The 20,946-nt window shown below is 64.6% G+C and carries 18 protein-coding genes; 9 read left to right on the top strand and 9 right to left on the bottom strand.

All coding sequences use genetic code 11. The annotated features are described in order from the left end of the window. Positions 1–20 precede the first annotated feature (20 nt). Positions 21–1,088, bottom strand: a complete 1,068-nt coding sequence (locus AC5RU3_RS07750; RefSeq protein ID WP_375164376.1) for an ABC transporter ATP-binding protein — start codon at positions 1,086–1,088, stop codon at positions 21–23. Positions 1,089–1,251: 163 nt separating this feature from the next. Here AC5RU3_RS07750 and AC5RU3_RS07755 point away from each other — a divergent pair, with 163 nt between their 5' ends. The 5 genes from AC5RU3_RS07755 (at position 1,252) to AC5RU3_RS07775 (ending at position 8,602) form a co-directional block, all read left to right on the top strand. After that, positions 1,252–2,028, top strand: coding sequence for a FadR/GntR family transcriptional regulator (locus AC5RU3_RS07755; protein ID WP_309069874.1), 777 nt, complete (start codon positions 1,252–1,254; stop codon positions 2,026–2,028). Further along, positions 2,025–2,852, top strand: a complete 828-nt coding sequence (locus tag AC5RU3_RS07760; RefSeq protein WP_493965212.1) for a PDC sensor domain-containing protein — start codon at positions 2,025–2,027, stop codon at positions 2,850–2,852. The genes AC5RU3_RS07755 and AC5RU3_RS07760 overlap by 4 nt, the downstream gene beginning before the upstream one ends. A gap of 78 nt (positions 2,853–2,930) precedes the next feature. Beyond that, positions 2,931–3,380: a YdeI/OmpD-associated family protein gene (locus AC5RU3_RS07765; RefSeq protein ID WP_493965213.1), complete on the top strand. Its 450-nt coding sequence runs from the start codon at positions 2,931–2,933 to the stop codon at positions 3,378–3,380. A gap of 40 nt (positions 3,381–3,420) precedes the next feature. Next, positions 3,421–4,251, top strand: coding sequence for a bifunctional hydroxymethylpyrimidine kinase/phosphomethylpyrimidine kinase (thiD, locus tag AC5RU3_RS07770; protein WP_493965214.1), 831 nt, complete (start codon positions 3,421–3,423; stop codon positions 4,249–4,251). A 253-nt stretch (positions 4,252–4,504) separates the two neighbouring features. After that, on the top strand, positions 4,505–8,602 hold the full coding sequence (locus AC5RU3_RS07775; protein WP_493965215.1) for a S8 family serine peptidase: 4,098 nt from the start codon (positions 4,505–4,507) through the stop codon (positions 8,600–8,602). 87 nt (positions 8,603–8,689) lie between these two features. Here AC5RU3_RS07775 and AC5RU3_RS07780 read toward each other — a convergent pair whose 3' ends face one another. Both AC5RU3_RS07780 and AC5RU3_RS07785 read right to left on the bottom strand, forming a co-directional pair. Beyond that, positions 8,690–9,235 (bottom strand): CGNR zinc finger domain-containing protein, encoded by a 546-nt coding sequence (locus tag AC5RU3_RS07780; protein WP_493965216.1) that lies wholly within the window; start codon positions 9,233–9,235, stop codon positions 8,690–8,692. A gap of 37 nt (positions 9,236–9,272) precedes the next feature. After that, positions 9,273–10,781, bottom strand: a complete 1,509-nt coding sequence (locus tag AC5RU3_RS07785) for a helix-turn-helix domain-containing protein (protein WP_493965217.1) — start codon at positions 10,779–10,781, stop codon at positions 9,273–9,275. 103 nt (positions 10,782–10,884) lie between these two features. On the opposite strand from AC5RU3_RS07785, the gene aceA reads away from it, so the two are divergent. From aceA to AC5RU3_RS07800, 3 genes are all read left to right on the top strand, one after another. Further along, entirely contained in the window at positions 10,885–12,237 is a 1,353-nt protein-coding gene (aceA, locus tag AC5RU3_RS07790; protein ID WP_493965218.1) for an isocitrate lyase, read from the top strand. A 115-nt stretch (positions 12,238–12,352) separates the two neighbouring features. Continuing rightward, entirely contained in the window at positions 12,353–13,969 is a 1,617-nt protein-coding gene (gene aceB, locus AC5RU3_RS07795; RefSeq protein WP_493965219.1) for a malate synthase A, read from the top strand. Positions 13,970–14,111: 142 nt separating this feature from the next. Beyond that, positions 14,112–14,807: a DsbA family oxidoreductase gene (locus AC5RU3_RS07800; protein ID WP_493965611.1), complete on the top strand. Its 696-nt coding sequence runs from the start codon at positions 14,112–14,114 to the stop codon at positions 14,805–14,807. A gap of 38 nt (positions 14,808–14,845) precedes the next feature. Here AC5RU3_RS07800 and AC5RU3_RS07805 read toward each other — a convergent pair whose 3' ends face one another. From AC5RU3_RS07805 to AC5RU3_RS07825, 5 genes are all read right to left on the bottom strand, one after another. Beyond that, positions 14,846–15,526, bottom strand: a complete 681-nt coding sequence (locus AC5RU3_RS07805; protein ID WP_309123665.1) for a LytR C-terminal domain-containing protein — start codon at positions 15,524–15,526, stop codon at positions 14,846–14,848. Beyond that, positions 15,519–15,818 (bottom strand): type II toxin-antitoxin system VapB family antitoxin, encoded by a 300-nt coding sequence (locus AC5RU3_RS07810; protein WP_167990481.1) that lies wholly within the window; start codon positions 15,816–15,818, stop codon positions 15,519–15,521. Before AC5RU3_RS07810 ends, AC5RU3_RS07805 begins: the two co-directional genes overlap by 8 nt. Before the next feature lie 112 nt (positions 15,819–15,930). Further along, complete coding sequence (locus AC5RU3_RS07815) at positions 15,931–17,430, bottom strand: multicopper oxidase domain-containing protein (protein WP_493965220.1); 1,500 nt, start codon at positions 17,428–17,430, stop codon at positions 15,931–15,933. Then, entirely contained in the window at positions 17,427–18,815 is a 1,389-nt protein-coding gene (locus AC5RU3_RS07820) for a multicopper oxidase domain-containing protein (protein ID WP_309069863.1), read from the bottom strand. Before AC5RU3_RS07820 ends, AC5RU3_RS07815 begins: the two co-directional genes overlap by 4 nt. Beyond that, complete coding sequence (locus tag AC5RU3_RS07825; protein ID WP_309069862.1) at positions 18,808–19,440, bottom strand: hypothetical protein; 633 nt, start codon at positions 19,438–19,440, stop codon at positions 18,808–18,810. Before AC5RU3_RS07825 ends, AC5RU3_RS07820 begins: the two co-directional genes overlap by 8 nt. A gap of 170 nt (positions 19,441–19,610) precedes the next feature. On the opposite strand from AC5RU3_RS07825, the gene AC5RU3_RS07830 reads away from it, so the two are divergent. Then, positions 19,611–20,471, top strand: a complete 861-nt coding sequence (locus AC5RU3_RS07830) for a Cof-type HAD-IIB family hydrolase (RefSeq protein WP_493965612.1) — start codon at positions 19,611–19,613, stop codon at positions 20,469–20,471. Here the strand turns inward: AC5RU3_RS07830 and AC5RU3_RS07835 are convergent. After that, on the bottom strand, positions 20,468–20,926 hold the full coding sequence (locus AC5RU3_RS07835; RefSeq protein WP_309069952.1) for a glutathione peroxidase: 459 nt from the start codon (positions 20,924–20,926) through the stop codon (positions 20,468–20,470). The genes AC5RU3_RS07830 and AC5RU3_RS07835 overlap by 4 nt on opposite strands. Between the last annotated feature and the right edge of the window lie 20 nt (positions 20,927–20,946).

Below are 20,946 nucleotides of genomic sequence, written 5' to 3' on the forward strand. Positions count from 1 at the left end.
ACTGCGGATTGTGTGTAGGTCTAGACGGCGTAGTTGAAGCGGGACGACCACTGAAGACGGACCCGGTCTCCACGGTGGACGCCCGAAGCGCGGGAATCGTTCTGCTCCTGAACAATGAGGGTCTGCCCTGCGTCGGTCCGTGCAACAAATCGTGTGGTGGGTCCGGTGTAGACGATCTCCTCGATCACCGCTTCGACAGTGGAGACGTCGTCCCCGACTGGCGCGCCATCGAGAGGTCGGATATGGATGTGCTCGGGCCTGATGCTCAGTAGTGCTGGAGACCCTGTGAGCTGACGGGCAAGTTCACCCTCGACGAGGTTGGTGCTTCCCAGGAAGGATGCAACAAAGCGGCTGCGTGGCCGTTCGTAGAGGTCTTCAGGGGATCCAACCTGCTCGACGATGCCGTCATTGAAGACGGCGACCCGATCGGACAGCGTAAGCGCTTCTTCTTGGTCGTGGGTGACAAAGACGAAGGTGATGCCAACGCTTCGCTGGATCTGCTTCAACTCAACCTGCATCTGTTCACGGAGTTGTTTGTCGAGAGCACCGAGCGGTTCATCCAGCAACAACACCTGTGGACGAAGGACAAGCGCCCGAGCCAGAGCCACCCGCTGACGCTGCCCTCCCGACAGCTGAGAGGGCAGCCTGTCCGCCACCTGGGGCAGCCGGATCATTTCAAGCGCCTCGGTGACCAGCCTCCGCCGCTCGGCCCGTGGGGTCTTGCGAAGCTTCAGACCGTACTCCACGTTCTGGGCAACGGTCAGGTGCGGAAAGAGCGCGTAGTCCTGAAAGACGGTGTTCACATTGCGCTCGAATGGCGCTTTGCGCGTGACGTCATGTCCTGCGAGCCTGACGGCACCCGACGTGGGTAGCTCGAAACCGGCGATCATACGCAGGACCGTGGTCTTGCCGGAGCCGGACGGGCCGAGCAATGAGAAAAACTCGCCTTGCCTGATGTCCAGGTCCAGCCCCTTCACCGCTGTGAAGTCGCCGAACGTCTTGACGACGTCCCGCATTGCGATCGCGGGAGTATCCGCTGTGCCCGTGCGGTCCTGGACAATGTCGGCGGAGGGTGCTGTGGCTTGCACGGCGGGGTCCTTTCGGAAGCAGGATGTGATGTGCGCTACGTCGGCGTTAAACATATGAAACCAGACGTTAGATGTAAAGTGGATCACACGCGGTAAATTCGCGGTTACGAATTCCTCACCCGAACGGGCAACCCGGGCAAGCGAGTCTGGAAGGATTGGATGCATGCCTCCGAACTCCTCGCCGCGTCAGCGCATGCTGGCGACTGTCTTCGCCCCGTTAGGTGAGGTCGGCAAGGCTCAGCGGGTGGAGGACCGGATAGTCGAAGGAATTGCGGCCGGTGTACTCATCGACGGCGACCGCCTACCCAGCGAGGCCGAACTGGCTTCAGCGATGGGCGTAGCCACTGTGACAGCACGCGAGGCCCTCGTTGCTCTTCGCTCCCGCGGGCTGGTTGCCACCCGCCGCGGCCGGGAGGGCGGCACCTTCATCACCGCTCCAGCCGGACGACGCGCTGAACTGGTGCGCAACCGGTTGCGGCGGATGAGCCGGGTCGAACTCCGGGACCTGGCCATCCACTACCGTGCTATCGCGGCAACGGCCGCTGAACTTGCAGCCGATTCCGCAGGGCCGGACGACGTCGAGGTCCTGCGGCGCACACTGATCGGTTCCGGCCGCGGTGGCGCGCTCGTCGGTGAATTCCTTCTCGAACTGGCTGCCCTGAGCCAATCGGCTCGCCTCACCAGGGAGTTCGGACGCCTCCACAAGGACTTCGGCCCGTTGATGTCTTTATTGCACGAGGACAAGGACTTCGACACGGCAATGGTGAAGTTATGTGAGCGCATTGCCGATGCCATAGCAGCCGCGGATGCTGCGGCCGCTCGCGAGGCTGTCATCGCCCAGATACGCACCGGGCTGGTTGCACTCATCGATGAACATTCCCGGTTGGCAGAGCCGCCGGCCGGGTCGGAACGAGAGAGACCTCAGAGGAGGACGGGATGAGCTTCGAATCCACGGGGACCGTTGCGGCGCAGGCGGAAGCGCTCCAGCAGGTGTCCGGATTTTTCAGGGGCATTCTCGCTGAAGTATCCGGGTGGGTTCCGGAACTGGCCAGCCTGTTCGAGGACCAGGGAAGACCCCCGCGGGCGAAGGCTGTCAATGCAGCGACCCTGCCCCTGGTGGCGGAACTGGTCAACGGCCACCGGTGGCCGGTAGTTGGGGCCGGATTCGTTGCCGCGAACTCCGCGATTGCGGACACCGTCTGGCACATGGCCTGGTGGCAGGGCGAGGCATTGGAACCACTGGTGTTGCCGTCGGTGGCCGCTGCCACCGACGCGTACGTGCGCCGGGAATGGTTCACTACTCCGATGGAGAAAGGGGAACCACACGTCACCGGGCCCTACGTCGATTTCCTCTGCACGGATGAGTACACCATGACCATGACGGTCCCAGTTACGGTCAGAGGCCGCAGTGTGGGCGTGGCGGGCGCGGATGTATTCGTCGAGTCTCTCGAACCACTGCTGCTCCCTGTCCTCCGGGAGTTGGATCCTGCAGCGGCCCTCATCAATCATGTCGGGAGGGTTGTGATCTCAGCTGACCCACAGGTCGCTGCTGGTACATTACTCGCCCCCGATGCCTTCTCGACGTTCCCGCCTTCTGATGGAGGAGGGAACCAGGCTGAGCCCTCGGTGGATACTGATACTCCTCGCACAGTGCAGCCCCGTGGAGACTGGTACGCAGGTTCGGAACTGTCCGTGCTCCGCTGCGACCGGTTGCCGTTGGCTGTCGTTCACCCAATCGCGGCGGATCGCAGTGCAGTGAGTTGATTGAGACCGTCAGACCGTTCAAGGAATAATTCACTCGCAGCACTGCCGATCATTCCGTTCACGACTCTGGAGGCACCCGTGAAGTTTCGCGCTGAACTCGAATCGACCGGCAAGACCACGGCGGGCTTCGAAGTCCCGGAATCGGTCGTGGAGGCCCTGGGCGGCGGCAAGCATCCGAAGATCGTGGCGACCGTCAACGGCTTCGCCTTCCGCACATCCATCGCATCCATGGGTGGGCGTTACATGTTTGGAGTGAGCGCTGACCGGCGCATGGAAGCCGGCATTCAGGCCGGCGAAGTTCACGACGTCGACGTTGAGCTGGATACCGCCCCGAGGGAAGTCGATGTACCCGCGGATTTTGTGACCGCACTCCACCAGAATCCGGCGGCGGAAGCGTTCTGGGACACGCTCTCCTACAGCAACAAGAGCTGGCACGCGCTGCAGATCGCAGGCGCAAAGAAACCGGAGACCCGCTCCGCCCGGATCAACAAGTCCATCAGCCTGCTGGCCGAGGGCAGGGCACGCTAGCCGTTGGCGCTAGCCCCGAACCGTCGGGCACACTGATGCAATGGCTACTGACGCACCCGCAATCACCCTGACCATCGCCGGCTCTGAGGCCACCGGAGGCGCCGGCGCGCAGGTCGATTTGAAGACGTTCCAGGAACTCGGTACCTACGGGATTGCCGCGCTCACCTGCATCGTCTCCTTCGATCCGAAGGACAGCTGGAATCACCGGTTTGTCCCGGTTGAAGCGCAGGTCATCGCCGATCAGCTTGAGGCGATTCAGTCCTGCTACACGATCGATACCGTCAAGATCGGAATGCTCGGTACGCCGACAACCATCGACACGGTCGCAACCGCTCTCGCTGCACAGGACTGGCAGAACGTTGTGCTGGACCCGGTTCTGATCTGCAAGGGCCAGGAGCCCGGCGCCGCACTGGACACGGACCAGGCGCTCAAGGCCAACATCCTGCCGCTTGCAACCTTTGTCACCCCGAACCACTTCGAGGCGGAGTCACTCTCGGGGATCGAGATCCGATCCGTGGAGGATCTCAAGGAAGCGGCGCGGCTCATCCATGCGGCGAGTGGCGCCGTCGTGCTCGCGAAGGGCGGCGTGCGGCTGGAAGGCAGCGACGCCGTCGACGTCTATTACGACGGCGAGACCCTGGAAGTCCTCAGTGCCCCCAAGGTGGGTGATGTCGCAGTCAGTGGTGCAGGGTGCACCCTTGCCGCAGCAGTCGCCGCGGAACTCGCCAAGGGTGCCACACCGCTGGAAGCGGCGCGCACCGCCAAGGCATTTGTCACCGAAGGGATTAAGAACCGGGTGTCCTCGAACGCACCGTTCGACGCCGTCTGGCAGGGCGGCGCGGGAGACCTTCAGGAGCAGCCCGCAGGGTGATTCCCGTCGCCCGGACTGACCGCGTCATTCCTCAGGACGATTTATCCGGTCGGGACACCAACATTCGTTGACTTGTGACCCTTCACACATGAAGCTGTAGTCGGGGAGTCCGCGGGGGCTCACCGTTCTGCTGGCACCCATCGCACCACAGGGATTCTCACTCACACCAGTCTTAGGCTGAGCCAGCAGTGCTGCGGGGGCTCGGAACGGACTCAAGCGGTATGGCCTTGACTCTTCCTTCCTAAGGAGCAGCATGAGCAAGTCATACCGCCGGAGATCAGGAAGGGCTGTGCTGGCGTCGCTGACCGGCCTCGCCCTGGCCTCCAGCATGTGGGCACCGGCATCGGCACTCGAGGCACCGGATTCCGGCGGGCCCACGGCCGAGGGGATCGCGCTTCAGCCGGCGTTCGAGGCCAAGGTCAGCCGCGAACTCGCGGCCAGGACAGGCCCGACGGCGGCATACGTCCAGTTCTCGGGCAAGGGCGCCTTCGAACAGACTCAGCCCACAGAGGTACGAAGCAACGGATTCACCGCACCGGTCCCCCGGGCGGACCGCGTCAAGGAGATCCGCACGGGCATCCAGGTGAAGGCAAACGAGGTCACAGCGGAAGCGAGCGCTTCCCAGCTCTACACCACCACCAACACCCTGCCCGGTGTGGCGATCAAGGGTGACGCCGACGCGATCAAAGCGCTCGCTGCGCGACCTGACGTCGTCAAGATCACCGCGATCGTCCCCAAGACCGTCGAGAACAAGGGCGCAGACATCGACACCCGCGCTCTCGAGGCATGGACGGCGCGCGACATCACCGGCGAGGGAATCACCATCGCAGTGCTGGACACCGGTCTGGACTACACCCACGCCGGCTTCGGCGGCCCTGGAACCATTGAGGCGTACGAGCAGGCCCAGGCGGATGCAGAGCCCGATCCGGCACTTTTTGATCCGGACAAGTTCAAGGGCGGCTACGACCTCGTGGGCGATGCGTACAACGCTGACGACCCCGAGAACGATGAGCCGGTACCCGACCTGAACCCGCTGGATTGCGAAAGCCATGGATCGCACGTCGCCGGCACCGCCGCCGGTTATGGCGTCAATGCGGACGGCACCACATTCGACGGCGACTACAGTGATCTCACCCCGGAGGCTGTCAACCAGATGCGCATCGGTCCGGGTTCGGCTCCCGACGCCGGCCTGGTGGCCTTGCGCGTTTTCGGCTGCACCGGTTCAAGCCTCGTTGTGGGGCAGGCGCTGGACTTCGTCCTCGACCCCAATGGTGACGGCAACTTCGACGACCGTGCTCAGGTTGTCAACATGTCGTTGGGCTCGGCCTTCCCCGCGTACGACGATCCCGAAAATGACATCGTCAACTCGCTGACCGCACAGGGCATTCTGTCCGTGGTGTCCTCAGGGAACGACGGCGACGTGTACGACATCGGCGGCTCCCCGGGAAGTGCTGAGTCAGCTCTGACTGTCGCAGCGAGCGTCGGATCACAGATCACGATGGACCGCGCTGATGTGCTGGCTCCGGCGGATGTCGCCGGTCAGGCCGCCGGGCAGTACACCGTGAACTTCGACTACGCTGCAGCGGGTGTTACTCCCGAAACCCTTCGGGGTGAGGTGGTGATGGCTCCAGCCGGCGCGAACAATGACGGCTGCGCCGCCTTGCCTGCCGCAGGCGTGAATGAAGGAAAATGGGTCTGGCTCTTCTGGGACGACAACGACGCGACCCGCGAATGCGGATCCACCGTTCGCTGGAACAACGCAGCTGCTGCAGGTTACGCCGGCGTCGTCATCGGCACGACACTTGACATCTTCCCAGCGGGGATCGGCGGAAACGCCACGATACCGGGTATCCAGCTCTCGGCCGGTGACACCACCAGGCTGATGCCGGCCGCGGAAGCAGGAACCCTGGTCCTTCAGCTCGACCCCACCTTCCAGGCCACGGCTACCTCTCCATCCAATGCGCAGGACACCCTCGCGGACTTCTCCTCGCGGGGCGTCCACGGTTCCAACGGCGTCCTTAAGCCCGACGTCGCGGCACCGGGAGTCCTCATCGGTTCGGTACAGGTGGGAACCGGCAACGGCGCTTCGGTGAAGAGCGGCACCTCCATGGCGGCACCCCATACGGCAGGTATCGCGGCCCTGGTGCTCTCGGCACATGAGTACAACCCGTATCAGGCCAAGAGCGTCATCATGAATACGGCTACACATGACCTGCTTACGGCCGACGGTGTTGCCTACGCACCGAACCGCGTCGGATCAGGACGTGTTGACGCCATCCAGGCCCTGGACACACCGGTGTTCGCCTACGCCAAGGACCAGCCCGCCCTCACCTCGGTGAACTTCGGCGTGCTGGAACTCGGCACGGAAGCCCTGTCGGTGACCAGGCAGGTGACCGTCGAGAACCGGTCCAATGCTCCCATCACGTATAACGCAGAATACCTCGAGGCATCGACCATGCCCGGCGTCACGGTGACGGTTTCCCCGGCAGTAGTCACGGTGCCGGCCAATAACACGGCCGCGCTGACTGTCACGCTGGCGATTCCTGATCCGGCCGCGCTCGCCAAGACGATGGACCCCGCAGCGGAAGCAGTCCAGGCTGGCCTTCCTCGCCAGTACCTCGCCGACGTGTCCGGCCGGGTCGAACTGACCAGCACGGACGGGCAGAAACTCCGCGTTCCGGTCTACTCGGCTCCGAAGCCGACGTCGGCCATCTCGGCCGGCGCGGAGGCCGCCTTCGACGGGCCCGCGGACCTGGAAAGCACCGTGACCCTGTCAGGTCGTGGCCTTGCCCAGGGTGTACCGGGTCAATCGGCCTACCAGTCGATTGTGTCGCCGCTTGTCCTGGGTGTCGAAAGCCCTCGGGCCGAGACTCGCCCGCTGGAGTCCCTGTACTCGTTCGACCTGAAAGCAGTCGGCGCAGCCTCAACGGTTCCGGCGCTGATCGACGCGGCCGGGGACCGGACGGCAGGGGTCCTAAACTTCGGCGTCAGCACCTGGCAGAACTGGGCACAGCTCGGCGGCAATAACGGTGTCTTCATCGAGATCGATACGGACGGCGACAGCACGGTCGATTACGTGGTCAGCACCCTGCGTGCCGGGGACCTTGGGCCCGCAGCGCCGACGCTCGACATGATCCTCTTCGAGGTCATCACGATCGACGATGCGGGAGCGCCGATCTTCGACACTGACCTGTACTTCGCCAACGGGGTCGACGGAAGCGTGGACACAAACACCTTCGACACCAATGTGGTGACGTTCCCGGTTCCCGTCGCGGAGCTGGGAATGGACGCTGCTGCCTTGAGTGCTTCAGCGCCCATCCAGTACCGCGCTGCAACGTCCAACGTGCTGAATGTCGATGAGAACGGTGTCAGCGGAGCTCCAGTGGATACCACGGACTGGATCAGCTTCAACGTCACCGAGCCCGCCCTGTGGTTCGAGGGCGGCGTGCCCGATGCCGCATCGTTCGTCTCCGCTGACGGCGTCACCCTCAACGTCAACCGCCAGGAAAACGTCACCGACGCCAAGGCACTCTTCCTTCACCACCACAACGCGACGGGGAAGAAGGACGAGATCGTGCCGATTGCGGTGGCAGGTGAGCAGGAGGCTACCAAGGATCTCGACGGCGACAACATCCCGGACGTTCTTGTCCGCAACTCCGCAGGGCAGTTGCTGCTCTACCCCGGCAACGGCAAGGGCGGCTTCCTGAAGAGCCGGGTGATCGGCACAGGCTGGAATTCAATGAATGCCATCCTGGTTCCCGGTGACTTCAGCGGCGACGACAATGCCGACGTCGTGGCGCGGGATAGCGCCGGGCGGCTCTGGCTCTACGCAGGAACCGGCACCGGTACGCTCACCCGGGGCAAGCAGATCGGAAGCGGCTGGAGCGGCCTGGCCATCGTCACTCCAGGTGATTTCGACGGTGATGGCACCGTGGACCTGATTGCCCGTGCCGGGAACGGCGCGCTGCGTCTTTACCCGGGCAACGGGACAGGCGGGTTCCTCACGCCGGCGCAGATCGGCTCAGGCTGGAACGGCTACACCATTGTCGGGCCGGGTGACTTCAGCGGCGACGGCAAGGCCGACCTGCTGGCGCGCGACTCCGCCGGTAGGCTCTTCCTCTACCCGGGCAATGGATCAGGCGGCTTCGGCGCCCGCACGCAGCCCGGCTCAGGATGGAACGGCTTCACCCTGGTGGCTCCGGGCGACTTCAGCGGAGACGGCAACGCCGACCTGCTCGCGCGTGACTCCGCCGGACGGCTCTTCCTCTACTCCGGAAACGGCACTGGCGGCTTCGCCGGCAAGGTCCAGAACGGACAGGGCTGGGGCGGCTTCACCTGGATGGTTCCGTAACCTTCACTGGTAGGTGAGCACTATCGGAAGCCCTCGGCGTAAGCCGGGGGCTTCCTCCTGTTTCCGTCCCTGCGGACAGGTGGACGTTCAGGCCGTCTTCGCCCGTTCGGCCAGCCGCGCCCGGTAGGCCGCGACAGCTGCCCGGTTCCCGCAGCCCGACTCGCAGAACCGCCGGGAACGGTTCTTTGACAGGTCCACGAGCACATTGTCGCAGTCCGGCGATGCGCATACCCTCAACCGGCTCAGCTCCTTGCTGCGCACGAGGTCAACGAACGCCATCGCCGCCTCGACCGCCATCCGAGCCGACAGCGGGGCCTCGCGCGGCGTGGCATGAATGTGATAGTCCCAGGAATCGTGGCGGACAAGCTGCGGAAGGGCATTGAACTCGCGCAGCAGGCCGTTCACCAGCTCCACAACCTGGTCTTCGTCGCCACTCCACAGCGACCGAAGCCTGGGGCGCAGCGTTCGGACTGCCTCGAGCTCGTCATCATCGAGGGCGAGGTTGCCGGTCCAGTTCCAGTCGCGGGCAAACTGCGCGAGAGCACCGACGTCGGAAAGTTGTTCACCGTCCTCGGTATTGACCAGGGCGGCGGCACTCCGCAGACCCTCTTCAGTGTCATTGGCAAAAAGCATGGAGCTCCCCGTTCGAGTGGGCATTCACTGTACGACGCTAGTCCGAATGTGCCTGGAGGAAGGAGTAAACCTCCGTCTCATCCACGCCGGGGAAGGCCCCCGGCGGCATGGCCGCCAACAGATGGGAGTGCGCCCGCGCGCTGGGCCACGCGTAGCCGGACCACTCCTGCGCCAACGACGAGGGCGGCAGCTTGCAGCACGATTCCTCCGGACAGCGGGACTCACCCCGCACGGTGGTCTCCCGTCCCCGGAACCACTTCACGTGCGCGTAGGGCACGCCGACGCTCACCGAGAACTCTCCGCTGGGGGCGTGCTCCGTTCGGGCCGTGCACCAGAAAGTACCGCTCGGGGTGTCGGTGTACTGGCTGTAGGCGGAGAACCGGTCAGGCACGTCGAACACCATCCGGGACGTCCACTTCCGGCACGAGGGCTGCCCCTCAATGGCGCCGGTATGGTCCTGGGGGAAGGTCACGCCGTCGTTCTCGTAGGCCTTGTAAATGATGCCGCTCTGGTGTGTCTTCTGGAAGTGCGTCGGAATAGCGAGATGCTCGGTGGCGAGGTTGGTGAACCGGTGGGCGGCGGTTTCGTAGGAGACGGCGAAAGCGTCCCGGATGTCCTCGACGGCGATCTCCTTCGCGGCTTTGGCAGCCTGGAGAAACTCGACCGTGGCCTCCTCGGGCAGGAGGAGGGCAGCCGCGAAGTAGTTGGTGGCAACCCGTTGCCGCAGGAACTCGTGGTAGTTCTCCGGCGTCTTGTGCTGCAGCACGTAGTGGCCCAGGGCCTGGAGGAGCACGGACCGCGGGTCATGGTCGGTCCGCTGTGACTGGGTCAGGTAGATCCGCCGGTTCTTCAGGTCCGTCACGGACCGGGTGGAATGCGGCAGGTCGCTGACATGGTGCAGCGTGAACCCGAGGTGCGCCGCAATGTCCGCGATGAGATGCTGCGAGAGAGGCCCCCGCGTATGCCCCACGGACTCCAGAACCTTCTGCGCCTCCCCCTCGATATCCGGGAAGTAGTTGTTCTGCCGGCGCATGACTCCCCGAAGTTCAGCGTTGGCGCGCCGGGCCTCTTCAGGGGTGGCCACCTGCTCGTTCATCCGCCGCTCCAGTTCAGCCTGCAACCCGACGAGCGCCTCCAGCGCCTCCATGGGCAGGCGTGCAGAGGTGCGGACCTTCGGCAGCCCCAGGGACTCGTACAGCGGTCCCCGCTGCGCCCGCTCCAGCGCGATTTCCAGTGCGGCGCGCCTGCTCGGTGGTTCCGCGCCCAGCAGTTGGTCGACGCTCACCTCCAGCGCCTTCGCGAGGGACTGCAGCATGCCCAGCCGGGGCTCACGCTTTCCGTTCTCCAGGAGGGACAGCTGGGAGGGGGCAGTTCCGACGACGGCGCCCAACTCCTCGAGCGTCATGCGACGGCTCTTGCGGAGGTGGCGGAGACGGCGGCCCAGGCTGATGGCATCTCCCCCGTCAGGGGCAGGCTCGGCGTCGGGCAGACGGGTGCGATTCCAACTGGAAGTCGTCATTTCTTGACCATACGCGAAGAATCGCATTTCTTTCCAGAGCTTTCATCTAGATGCCCATTACAGGATGCAGAATCGTTGACTTCACCAGCACAACCGCACAGGCACCACGCATCCCGGAAGGACAATTGCAATGACGCAGGAAGCCGCACACCCAGGTGACAACACCAACGCCTATACGGAAGCAGTCCGCGACCTCGAACTCGAGTGGGCAGCCGATCCGCGCTGGCAAGGAATCCAGCGCGACTACTCTGCTGCCGACGTCGTACGCCTTCGCGGCAGCGTGCAGGAGGAGCACACGCTCGCCCGCCGGGGAGCAGAAAAGCTCTGGCAGCAGCTCACTGACCAGGCCCGGACCGGCGAGTACACCCATGCGCTGGGCGCACTGACCGGCAACCAGGCCGTACAGCAGGTGAAGGCCGGGCTGAGGGCTATCTATCTGTCCGGCTGGCAGGTGGCAGCGGACGCCAACCTGTCCGGGCAGACCTACCCGGACCAGTCCCTTTACCCGGCGAACTCGGTCCCGCAGGTGGTTCGGCGCATCAACAACGCGCTGCAGCGGGCGGACCAGATCGAGTGGGCTGAAGGCGTTCTGAGCGGTCGGGAGGAATTCACAGACTGGCTGGTGCCGATTGTGGCCGACGCTGAAGCCGGCTTCGGCGGGCCGCTGAACGCCTTCGAGCTGATGAAGTCCATGATCGCCGCAGGAGCATCCGGGGTGCATTGGGAAGACCAGCTGGCTTCGGAGAAGAAGTGCGGCCACCTCGGCGGTAAGGTCCTCATTCCCACCCAGCAGCATGTCCGCACGCTGAACGCGGCCAGGCTGGCGGCCGACGTCGCCGGCGTCCCTTCGGTGATTGTGGCCCGTACGGATGCCGAAGCGGCCACACTGATCACATCGGATGTCGATGAGCGGGATTGCCCATTCCTGATCCGGGCCGGATCGGAACCAGTACGGACTCCCGAGGGCTTCTACGAGGTCCGCAACGGCATTGAGCCGTGTATCGCCCGCGCTCATGCGTATGCTCCGTACGCGGACCTGATCTGGATGGAGACCGGCACGCCTGATCTGGAGCTGGCGCGGCGCTTCGCCGAAGCGGTCAAGGCCGAGTTCCCTGATCAGATGCTTGCGTACAACTGCTCCCCGTCGTTCAACTGGCGCAAGCACCTCGACGACGCCACCATCGCGACGTTCCAGCGCGAGCTCGGCGCCATGGGCTTCACCTTCCAGTTCATCACCCTCGCCGGGTTCCACGCCCTGAACTACTCGATGTTCGATCTGGCGCACGGTTATGCCACCGACGGCATGAGCGCCTATGTGGACCTCCAGCAACGCGAGTTCGACGCCGAAGAACGCGGCTACACGGCCACCAAGCATCAGCGGGAGGTCGGCACCGGCTACTTCGATCAGGTAGCCGGCGCCCTCAACCCGACCGGCAGCACCCTTGCCCTGGCCGGCTCCACCGAGACCCAGCAGTTCTCCTGAACCCTCCTCCCCTTTCCCTTTCCCTTCCCATCGAGTGGGCGCTGAGGACCAGCCAGGCGCCCCGCTGCGGTCATTTCTGCCCACTCGATCTGGACATTCAGCCAGGAGCATCACCATGAACACCACCGGCATCACACTGACCGCCCCACCGATCCCCCGCCAGGATGAAATCCTTACCGCCGAAGCGCTGGACTTCCTCCGTGAACTGCATGACTTCGCAGAACCGCGTCGCCAGGAGCTGCTGCAGCGCCGCCGCGAAGCACGCAGCCGCATTGCCCAGGGCGAGGATCCCCGCTTCCTTCCCCACACCGCACACATCAGGAACGACGACGGCTGGAAGGTCGCGCCGCCGGCTCCCGGTCTGGAGGACCGGCGGGTGGAAATCACCGGCCCTGTGGACCGCAAGATGACTGTCAACGCCCTGAACTCCGGGGCGAACGTCTGGCTGGCGGATCTCGAGGATTCGTTGACTCCCACCTGGTCCAATGTCATCAACGGCCAGTTGAACCTCCACGACGCCCTGCGGCGCAGAATCGACTTCACCACCGAAGAGGGCAAGGAGTACCGGCTCGGAGAGACGCTCCCCACCGTCGTCGTGCGTCCTCGCGGGTGGCACCTGCCCGAGCAGCACATCCTGATTGAGGGCGAACCACTCTCCGGCGGCATCGCGGACTTCGGCCTGCATTTCTTCCACAACGCGCGGACGCTCATTGATCAGGGCCGGGGGCCGTACTTCTACCTCCCCAAGCTCGAAAACCACCTCGAAGCGCGGTTGTGGAACGACGTGTTCGTCCGCGCCCAGCAACTGCTCGGCATTCCCCGCGGGACCGTCCGCGCCACCGTCCTGATTGAGACGATCACGGCGGCATTCGAGATGGACGAAATCCTCTACGAACTGCGCGAACACTCCTCGGGGTTGAACGCGGGCCGATGGGACTACATCTTCTCGATCATCAAGAACTTCAGGCTGCGCGGCCCCCGGTTTGTCCTGCCGGACCGCACCATGGTCACCATGACCGCGCCGTTCATGCGCGCCTACACCGAGCAGTTGGTACGCACCTGTCACCGACGGGGTGCGCATGCGATCGGAGGCATGTCGGCATTTATACCGAGCCGTCGCGATGAGGCGGTCAATGCCGTCGCGCTCGAGAAGGTCCACACGGACAAGGTGCGTGAGGCCGGCGACGGTTTCGACGGCTCATGGGTAGCCCATCCGGACCTGGTTCCGGTTGCCCGCGCTGTCTTTGACGTCGTGCTCGGCGAGTTGCCCCACCAGCTCGACCGGCAACGCACCGACGTCGTGCCCGATGACCGCGCACTGATCGACCTCACCGGCACCCAGGGGCTCATTACGGAAGCGGGTATCCGCACCAATCTGGAGGTCGGAGTCCGCTACCTCGAGGCCTGGCTGCGCGGGAACGGTGCTGTGACGCTGAAGAACCTGATGGAGGATGCCGCCACCGCGGAAATCTCCCGATCGCAGATCTGGCAGTGGGTACATGCCCAGGCCGTGACCGACACCGGTGAAATCGTCACCCTGGAGTGGGTTTCGCAGCTGCTGGAGGAGGAGTTCGAGCGGCTCCCACGCTTCGATGATGACCGGTTCGACGACGCCCGCCGGCTGTTCGAGAAGGTGGCTCTCGGTGACGACTTCCCTGAGTTCCTCACCCTGCCCGCCTACACCCGGCACCTCTGCGCGAGGCAGGCTCCGGCACCGGCCCTGCAGCGGTAATCTTCACGTTCCCTTGGCAGGACGGGCCCCCAAGAGGGTGCAAACGGGGAGTGTTCTGCCGACTCGGAGCGTGCTGGGACACGTGAGGCAAATGACGGCGGTGAGCGGGAATGCGCACCGCCGTCGTCCCGTTGCCCACGGTATGCATATTGAAATCTGGTCCGATGTGAAATGCCCCTGGTGCTTTGTGGGCAAGCGCCGCTTCGAGAAGGCCCTGGCCGATTTCCCGCACCGGGACAGCGTCGACGTGACGTGGAAGAGCTTTCAGCTGGACCCCAGTCTCCCCGAGCACTATGAGGGCACCGAGCAGCAGTACCTGTCCGAGCGCAAGGGCATCGCACCCGAGCAGGTCCGTCAGATGTGGAACCAGCTCACCTCATCAGCGGCCGACGTCGGCGTGAACTTTGATTTCGACGCCGTCGTGGTCGGCAACAGCTTCACTGCGCACCGGTTCCTGCACCTCGCCAAGTCGCTCGGGAAGGGCAACGACGCCAAGGAAGTGATTCTTTCGGCGCACTTCGAGCGGGGGCTCGACACCTCGGACGTGGAAGTCCTCGTGATGCTCGGCAAGGAATTGGGGATCGATGAGCAGTCGGTGCGCGAAACCATCGCCGGCGACGGATTCGCGGAGGACGTGCGGCACGAGATCAACGAGGCTCGGACACTGGGCATCAGCGGCGTCCCGTTCTTCGTGATCGACCGGAAGTACGGCATCTCCGGAGCGCAACCCGCCGAACTATTCCGACAGGCGCTGGATCAGGCCTGGCAGGAAAGCCACCCGCTGATCCCCATGTCGGCAACCCCCGACGGCGAGGCCTGCGGACCGGACGGCTGTTAGCCGGCCCGTCGCCGTCGTCGTTCTTTTGCCTGCGTTCGTCAGGGAGCGGACGGCGACGGCGACGGCGTGGCGCTCGCCGTTGATGCAAGCTCACACGTGAGCCCACCCGGTTCCGCGTTTACTTCCTCCGCCGGCACCAGCGATTCGAACTCAGAGCCAAGGACGACGTCGACCGTAGCGTCGGGGCGTTCGTCCTCGACGTAGACCGTTTCGGGGATGATGCGCTGCAGGGTAAATGCCTGTGCGTGCCCGTCCGGCCCGGACACGATGATGGCGGTCATGTTGGTCTGGGCGACCGAGCGGTTTCCGATGGTGCCCAGGACAAATCCGCGTTCCTCCAGTGCCGCCGATGCATTACCGGCGAGCCCGGCGATGCTGGTGCTGTTGAGGATGTTCACAGTCACCGTCGCCGGATCGACGAGGTCGAACGGCCCGAGGGGGCAGGCGCTGACGGGGGTGGGCGTTGCCTCCGGCACCGGGAGCTTGATGTCTCCCCGCGCCAGGGCGAGCGCGAAGAACACTGCTGCGGCCAGTAGCGCTACGAGCAACACCAGAACGATGCCGTGGCGCAGCCTGCGCATGTAGATGTGCGGGCGCTCTACGTTGCCGTCGTCTGCGAAAACCGTTTCGAGGTCGTTTTCAGTAACAATGCGGTGTCCGTGCCACTCGATCGGGTTCCTCTTGGACCGGACGGGCTTCCGCTTGGGCGTTCTAGCCATCGATAACCAGAACGCGGGCGTGCAGGATGGTTCGCTGGTGCAGCGCGGTGCGAACCGCGCGGTGCAGGCCATCCTCAAGGTAGAGCGTGTCGTTCCACTGCACCACGTGCGGGAACAGATCGCCGAAGAATGTGGAGTCTTCCGCCAGCAGCGCCTCAAGGTCGAGGGTGGTCTTGGTTGTGACGAGCTCGTCCAGCCGAACCTGGCGTGGGGCCACGTTTGCCCAGTCCTTGGGCGTCACGTGTCCATGGTCGGGGTAGGGGCGTCCATCGCTCACTGCTTTAAAGATCACCAATACAGCCTAGGCAAGATATCGCCGCAAGGGAATGTGACGCCACGGCGGCGCGGCCGTCGTCGCCAAATGGTTATAGCTTCAAGCGCTCGGCTGGAGGAACCGTTCCTGATCAGGCTGCATCGATCGGCACACTTCGTTTTGCGATCACGGCGCCGGTGATCCAGTCTTCCCACTGGACGTTCAGGTAGTACCTGCCGGGTGCGGGCGGTAGAAGGAGCATGTCATAGCGTTCAGCTGCCCCGTAGGCGAGCCTGCTTGTAGTCAGCGGGTACTCTGCGTCCCTGCATGGTGGAGCCGGCGCGTTGGGCACCGAGGTGTCCCGGAAGGGGCGTCCGTCATGCGAGATGATTTCGGCAATCGGCACCTCCGCTCCTCCGGCGTCGGTAAACGTCACCAGATTGGGCAGGTAGTTCGCGTTCACCGTCCGCAACAAAGTCGGCTTCTTGGGACCGCCCACCACGTTGGCGCGAAGCCTGGACAGACTCCAGACGATCTCCTTGCCTGCGGGGCGCCGGGCCAGTTCACCACCCAGGAGGTAGAAGTGGCGCGGCTCGAACCGGTTCAGACCGGCGTCCTCGCCTGAGAGCCCGTCAGCATGGTTCATTTCATGCCAGCGCGGGTCCAGGCAGTAGGGAGCGAACAGCGCTTCTGTATCAATGTCGTACTCCGGTCCGTCCACAAACGCCCGGCGGGCGCCGGGACTCACCGGGTAATCCGGGTGAACCACGGGGTCGATGACCAGCGGGCCGAACATGCCCATCTGGACGTGCAGCGGCGTGTTGACGTGGCAGTGGTAGAAGTACGTCCCCGCGGCGCCATAGTTGGGGTCACCGGGACGGCCTGCTTCCGGCTGCATCTGGTAGGTGTATTGCCCGTCGACCTCGAAGGAGGTATGGCCCACGCCGTCGTTCCGGGGGTCGGGTTCCATGCCATGCCAGTGGATGGTGTGGGGGCCCTTGCTCGGATGGACGGTGGCATGGAAGATCTTTCCCTCCTGAGCCCTGAGCGTAGGCCCGGGGAACCCGCGCTCGAACCGGTCATCCTCGAAACTCCACATCTCGAATTCGGCGCCGTCGTCCAGGACGAGGTCGCGGCTGTGAAAATCGAAGTCAACAGAGACCGCAGCCGTCTGGAGGAACTCCGTCACCGGGTTGGAGACCTCCAGCTGGTCGGAGCTGAAGTCCACCTGGCTCTGGAACCGGTGGTGCAGTTGGGGTTCCGGTACGACGACGGGGTCAGGCGCCTCCGTCGGTACAGCGGTCGCCGAGGGAGTCGCGGAAGCGCTGGCAGTCGCGGTTTCGGTCGCTGTAGCGGTCGCAGTAGCGGTCGCGGTCTCGGTCGCCGTAGCGGTCGCCGTAGAGGTTGCGGTCGCTGTTGCGGACGCGGTCGGCTTCGCTGAAGCAGATGCCGAAGGCTTGGCGCTCGCGCTCGGCTTCACGGAGGGCTTCACCGTCGCTGTCGGCTTGGGCGATGCTGTCGGTTTCCGCGTCCGCTTGGCTTTGCGCGCCTCCTCCTGACGCCGTCGTTCTTCCTCCCGACGACGGCGCTCGGCCAGCTTCTGCAGTTTCTCGGTCGTGCGAACCGAGCGCTTACGGCTGAAGATACTCACTGATTGCCTCCTGGGTTGGGACCCTTCAGGGTCCAGTGGGCAACTAGACCGCCCGGATACATTCCGCCCGCAGCAGTCTGGGACGGTTCGGCGTGACAGTGCATGGGGTAGACCCAGTCGCCGGTACGCGCGAACCACACGGGATCAATGGCGTCCGGCGGCCGCTTGATGGGGATGATGATGTCTTTGCGGTCCATGGGTTCGAGTTCGACGACGTCCTCCCACTGCTGCAGGACCACGTGACCGTCTGCATCAACGAAGCCCTCGTGCCGCGGCCAGTCCACGCCGTTTCGGCGGACCACCCAGACGTGGTTGCCGTGGAAGTGCATCTGGTGGAAGACGATTCCGGGATTGACCAGCCGCACCAGTTGTCCGCCTCTGAGCGTGCCCGCTTCCGTGCCCTCTCCGAACTGACGGACGTCCAGCTGTCGGGGATATCCGGAGATCAGGGTTTCCTCCTCGGTGGCAAGGTTGACGGCCTCGTCGAACGTGATCCCGAGGGACTCGAATCCGCTGCGCCCGTTGAGGGTGAAATACCGCGGTACGGCCCTGGTCTGTGCGGCATTCACGGTCTGGCCCGCGGCCTCCATGGACGCCCAGCGGGGTTCCACCGCGTGGGAAATCCACAGCCACTGACGCTCAAAGGTTGCGCGGTCCGCTGCGATGTCCCACTGGTGCTCCGGGTCCATCACTACAAGCACCCCAAAGAGTCCGAGCACGCGTTCGACCGGCGCATTCGTGGGATCAGCGAAGATGTACGTGCCCGGGGGCGGACAGGGGAATTCGATCATGGCCACTGCATCGGGGCCGATAGCGCCGGTGGTGTAGTCCGCACCACCGGGTGCCGCTCCAAAGACCGTCAGGGTGTGCGGCTTGTTCAGCCGGTTCTGCACCCGCATCCGAACCGTGCTTCCCAACTCCGCGATGATGGTGCGTTGGGGGAAGTAACTCGCCCAGTAGTTCCGCCGGATGAAGTACTGCCCGGGGTTGGCCGGGTCCGGACCCACCGGAGTCGGGGTGCCACGCGGCGGCAGCGGCCTCTCCAACGGGTAGGTACGGCTGGGGATCACATCGCCCCCCACGGTGATGATCGTCGGGTCCATGGTGAGGCTGGGACTCGCGTCGTCAATGTCCGTGGGCCGGCTGCCGAATCCGCGATGGTAGACGAGGGTGTCGTCGACCATCTTGAGGTAGCCGTCGTTGATGTAGACGTCCAGGACGCCGGGGATCGGCGCTAGGGCCAGCGGGACGGGTGTGCGGGCAACTCGGTGCCTGGGCGCGGCAGGCTGAACCAGCGGCAGCGCTGCAAAGCCCAGTCCGGCCGCTGCTCCGAGCTTGAGGAGGTCCGCCCGGGCCAGTATGTCAGGAGGCAACTGCTCAGCCATGATGATCCTCCAGGGAGCCTGGTCGAAGGGAAATACGGGGAAGGGCCAGCACCAGCGGCGCCGGACCGCCCCAGGGATCCGTGAACTGGGCTGCGAGACCCGCGGCGCCGGTTGGAACCAGGAAGCTGATCCACAGGCTGCGTTGGGAACCGGGAGTCAGCAGGATCTTGGATACGTCGGCGGCCCGGTTGGTGACCGTCGTCGTCTTTGTCACCACGAGGCGCAGCTGCCCGGGAGCGAACAAGACGTTCCGCTCGGAGGTGTTGCGCACGTCCAGCTCGACGGCGAGATGTTCGCCCCAGGTGTGATTGAACGGTTGGGACCCCGCGCCGGGCGGAGCGGCTCCGCTCGAGGAGTGGCCACCGGCTGCGTGCCCTCCGACCCCGCCTACCAGCCGTGCCTGCCGCTCAGCCGCTGCAATCCGGACGGACCCGAACGACGTCGGAACCTCCTCGGTGCCACCGGCGGCGGAGACTATCCCCCAGCCCGCAGCGGTGCCCAGAGCACCGGTGCCTATCAGAATGCCAAAAACTCTCCGCGTAAGTCCGGTGGGATAGTCGGCTGCCTCCCCAGGCATCAGGTCAGCCGCACCCTGCTCGGCCAGCGCGATTTTTTCAATCGCCATTACTCGCCCTTAATACGTGCATGGATGCTGCAGGCTTCAATCTTCCGACCAGGACCTTGGAGAAACCCTGCTCGAGCAGTTCCGGCGATTTCGCCGTCATGGATTTCGCTGCCTTCCCCGGTTCCGCGGATACTGGGGCAGTGACTTCTTCGGTGCCTCCTTCCGCGTCCATGCCCACGCCTATGGGCCTGCTGCTCGACGTCGACGGGCCGGTTGCGAGCCCCGTCTCGCGCAGCGTCCGGTTCGAGATCATCGACGCCCTCATCCGCCTCGCGGCAGCCGGCTGGCCGGTCATCTTCAACACGGGCCGGTCTGATGACTTCATCCGCGAAGAGGTCATGAAGCCGATGCTGGCTGCGGGCATCCCGGAGGGCGTCAGGTTCCACGCCATCTGTGAGAAGGGCGCCACCTGGTTCAGTTTCGACTCCGACGGCCCCACGCCCGTCCAGGTCGACCAGACTCTGGCCCTGCCCCAGGAGTTCGGGAGCGAGGTGCGGACGCTGGTGGAGCAGAAGTTCGCTGACCACATGTTCTTTGACGAGACCAAGCGCGCCATGGTGTCAATCGAGCAGCGCCTCGATGTGGAGAACGAGGACTACCTCGACCGTCAGGGACCGTTCGACGCCGCGGTCCTTGAGATCATGCAGCACTTCGACATGGGCGTGTGCCGCCTGGCGCACCACCTTCCGGACAGCGACGACAGCGTCGACTACCGGGTGGACCCCACCATCATTTCCACGGACATTGAATCGGTGCGCGTCGGCAAGGACCTCGGCGCGGAGCGCGCCCTCACCCTGATCGACGGCGCTGTTCCGCATGTCTGGCGCACCGTGGGCGATTCACGCACCGACTACGCCATGGCGGACTACCTGCACGAGCACGGCTACAGCGTCGCCCATGTGGACGTCCGGCCCGCCGACGGCATTCCGGAGAAGCCCTACCCCGTCCTCACCGAGGGTGACCTCATCCACGACGACGCGGGCGCCGCTTTCCTGCTGCGCTGCGCCGAGGCTGCCGTTTCCGCCGTCTAGCCGTTCAGAGTCTTCTCGATCGCAGACACAACTTCGTCGGAGTCAGGCTCGACAGTGGGGGCAAACCGCGCAACCACGGTACCGGCGTCGTTCACCAGGAACTTCTCGAAGTTCCACTTCACCAGGCCCGGAAGCACGCCGTTCCTGAACTTGGTGAGCTCGGCATAGAGCGGGTGCTGGTCCCGGCCGCGGACATCGGTCTTCCGGGTCAGTGGGAACGTGACGTCGAAGGTGCTGGAGCAGAATGCCTGGATGTCCTCGTCGGTTCCGGGTTCCTGCCCCATGAACTGATTGCTGGGCACGCCCAACACCACGAAGCCGCGGTCCGCATACCTCCGGTAGAGCTCCTCAAGCGCCGCGTACTGGGGTGTGAAACCACATTGCGAGGCGACGTTCACCACCAGGACGGTCTTGCCCTGAAAGTCGCCGAAGGTCCGCTCGGTGCCGTCGATCATGGTCAGAGGGATGTCATGAA

The sequence above is a fragment of the Arthrobacter sp. MDB1-55 genome (assembly GCF_059092925.1).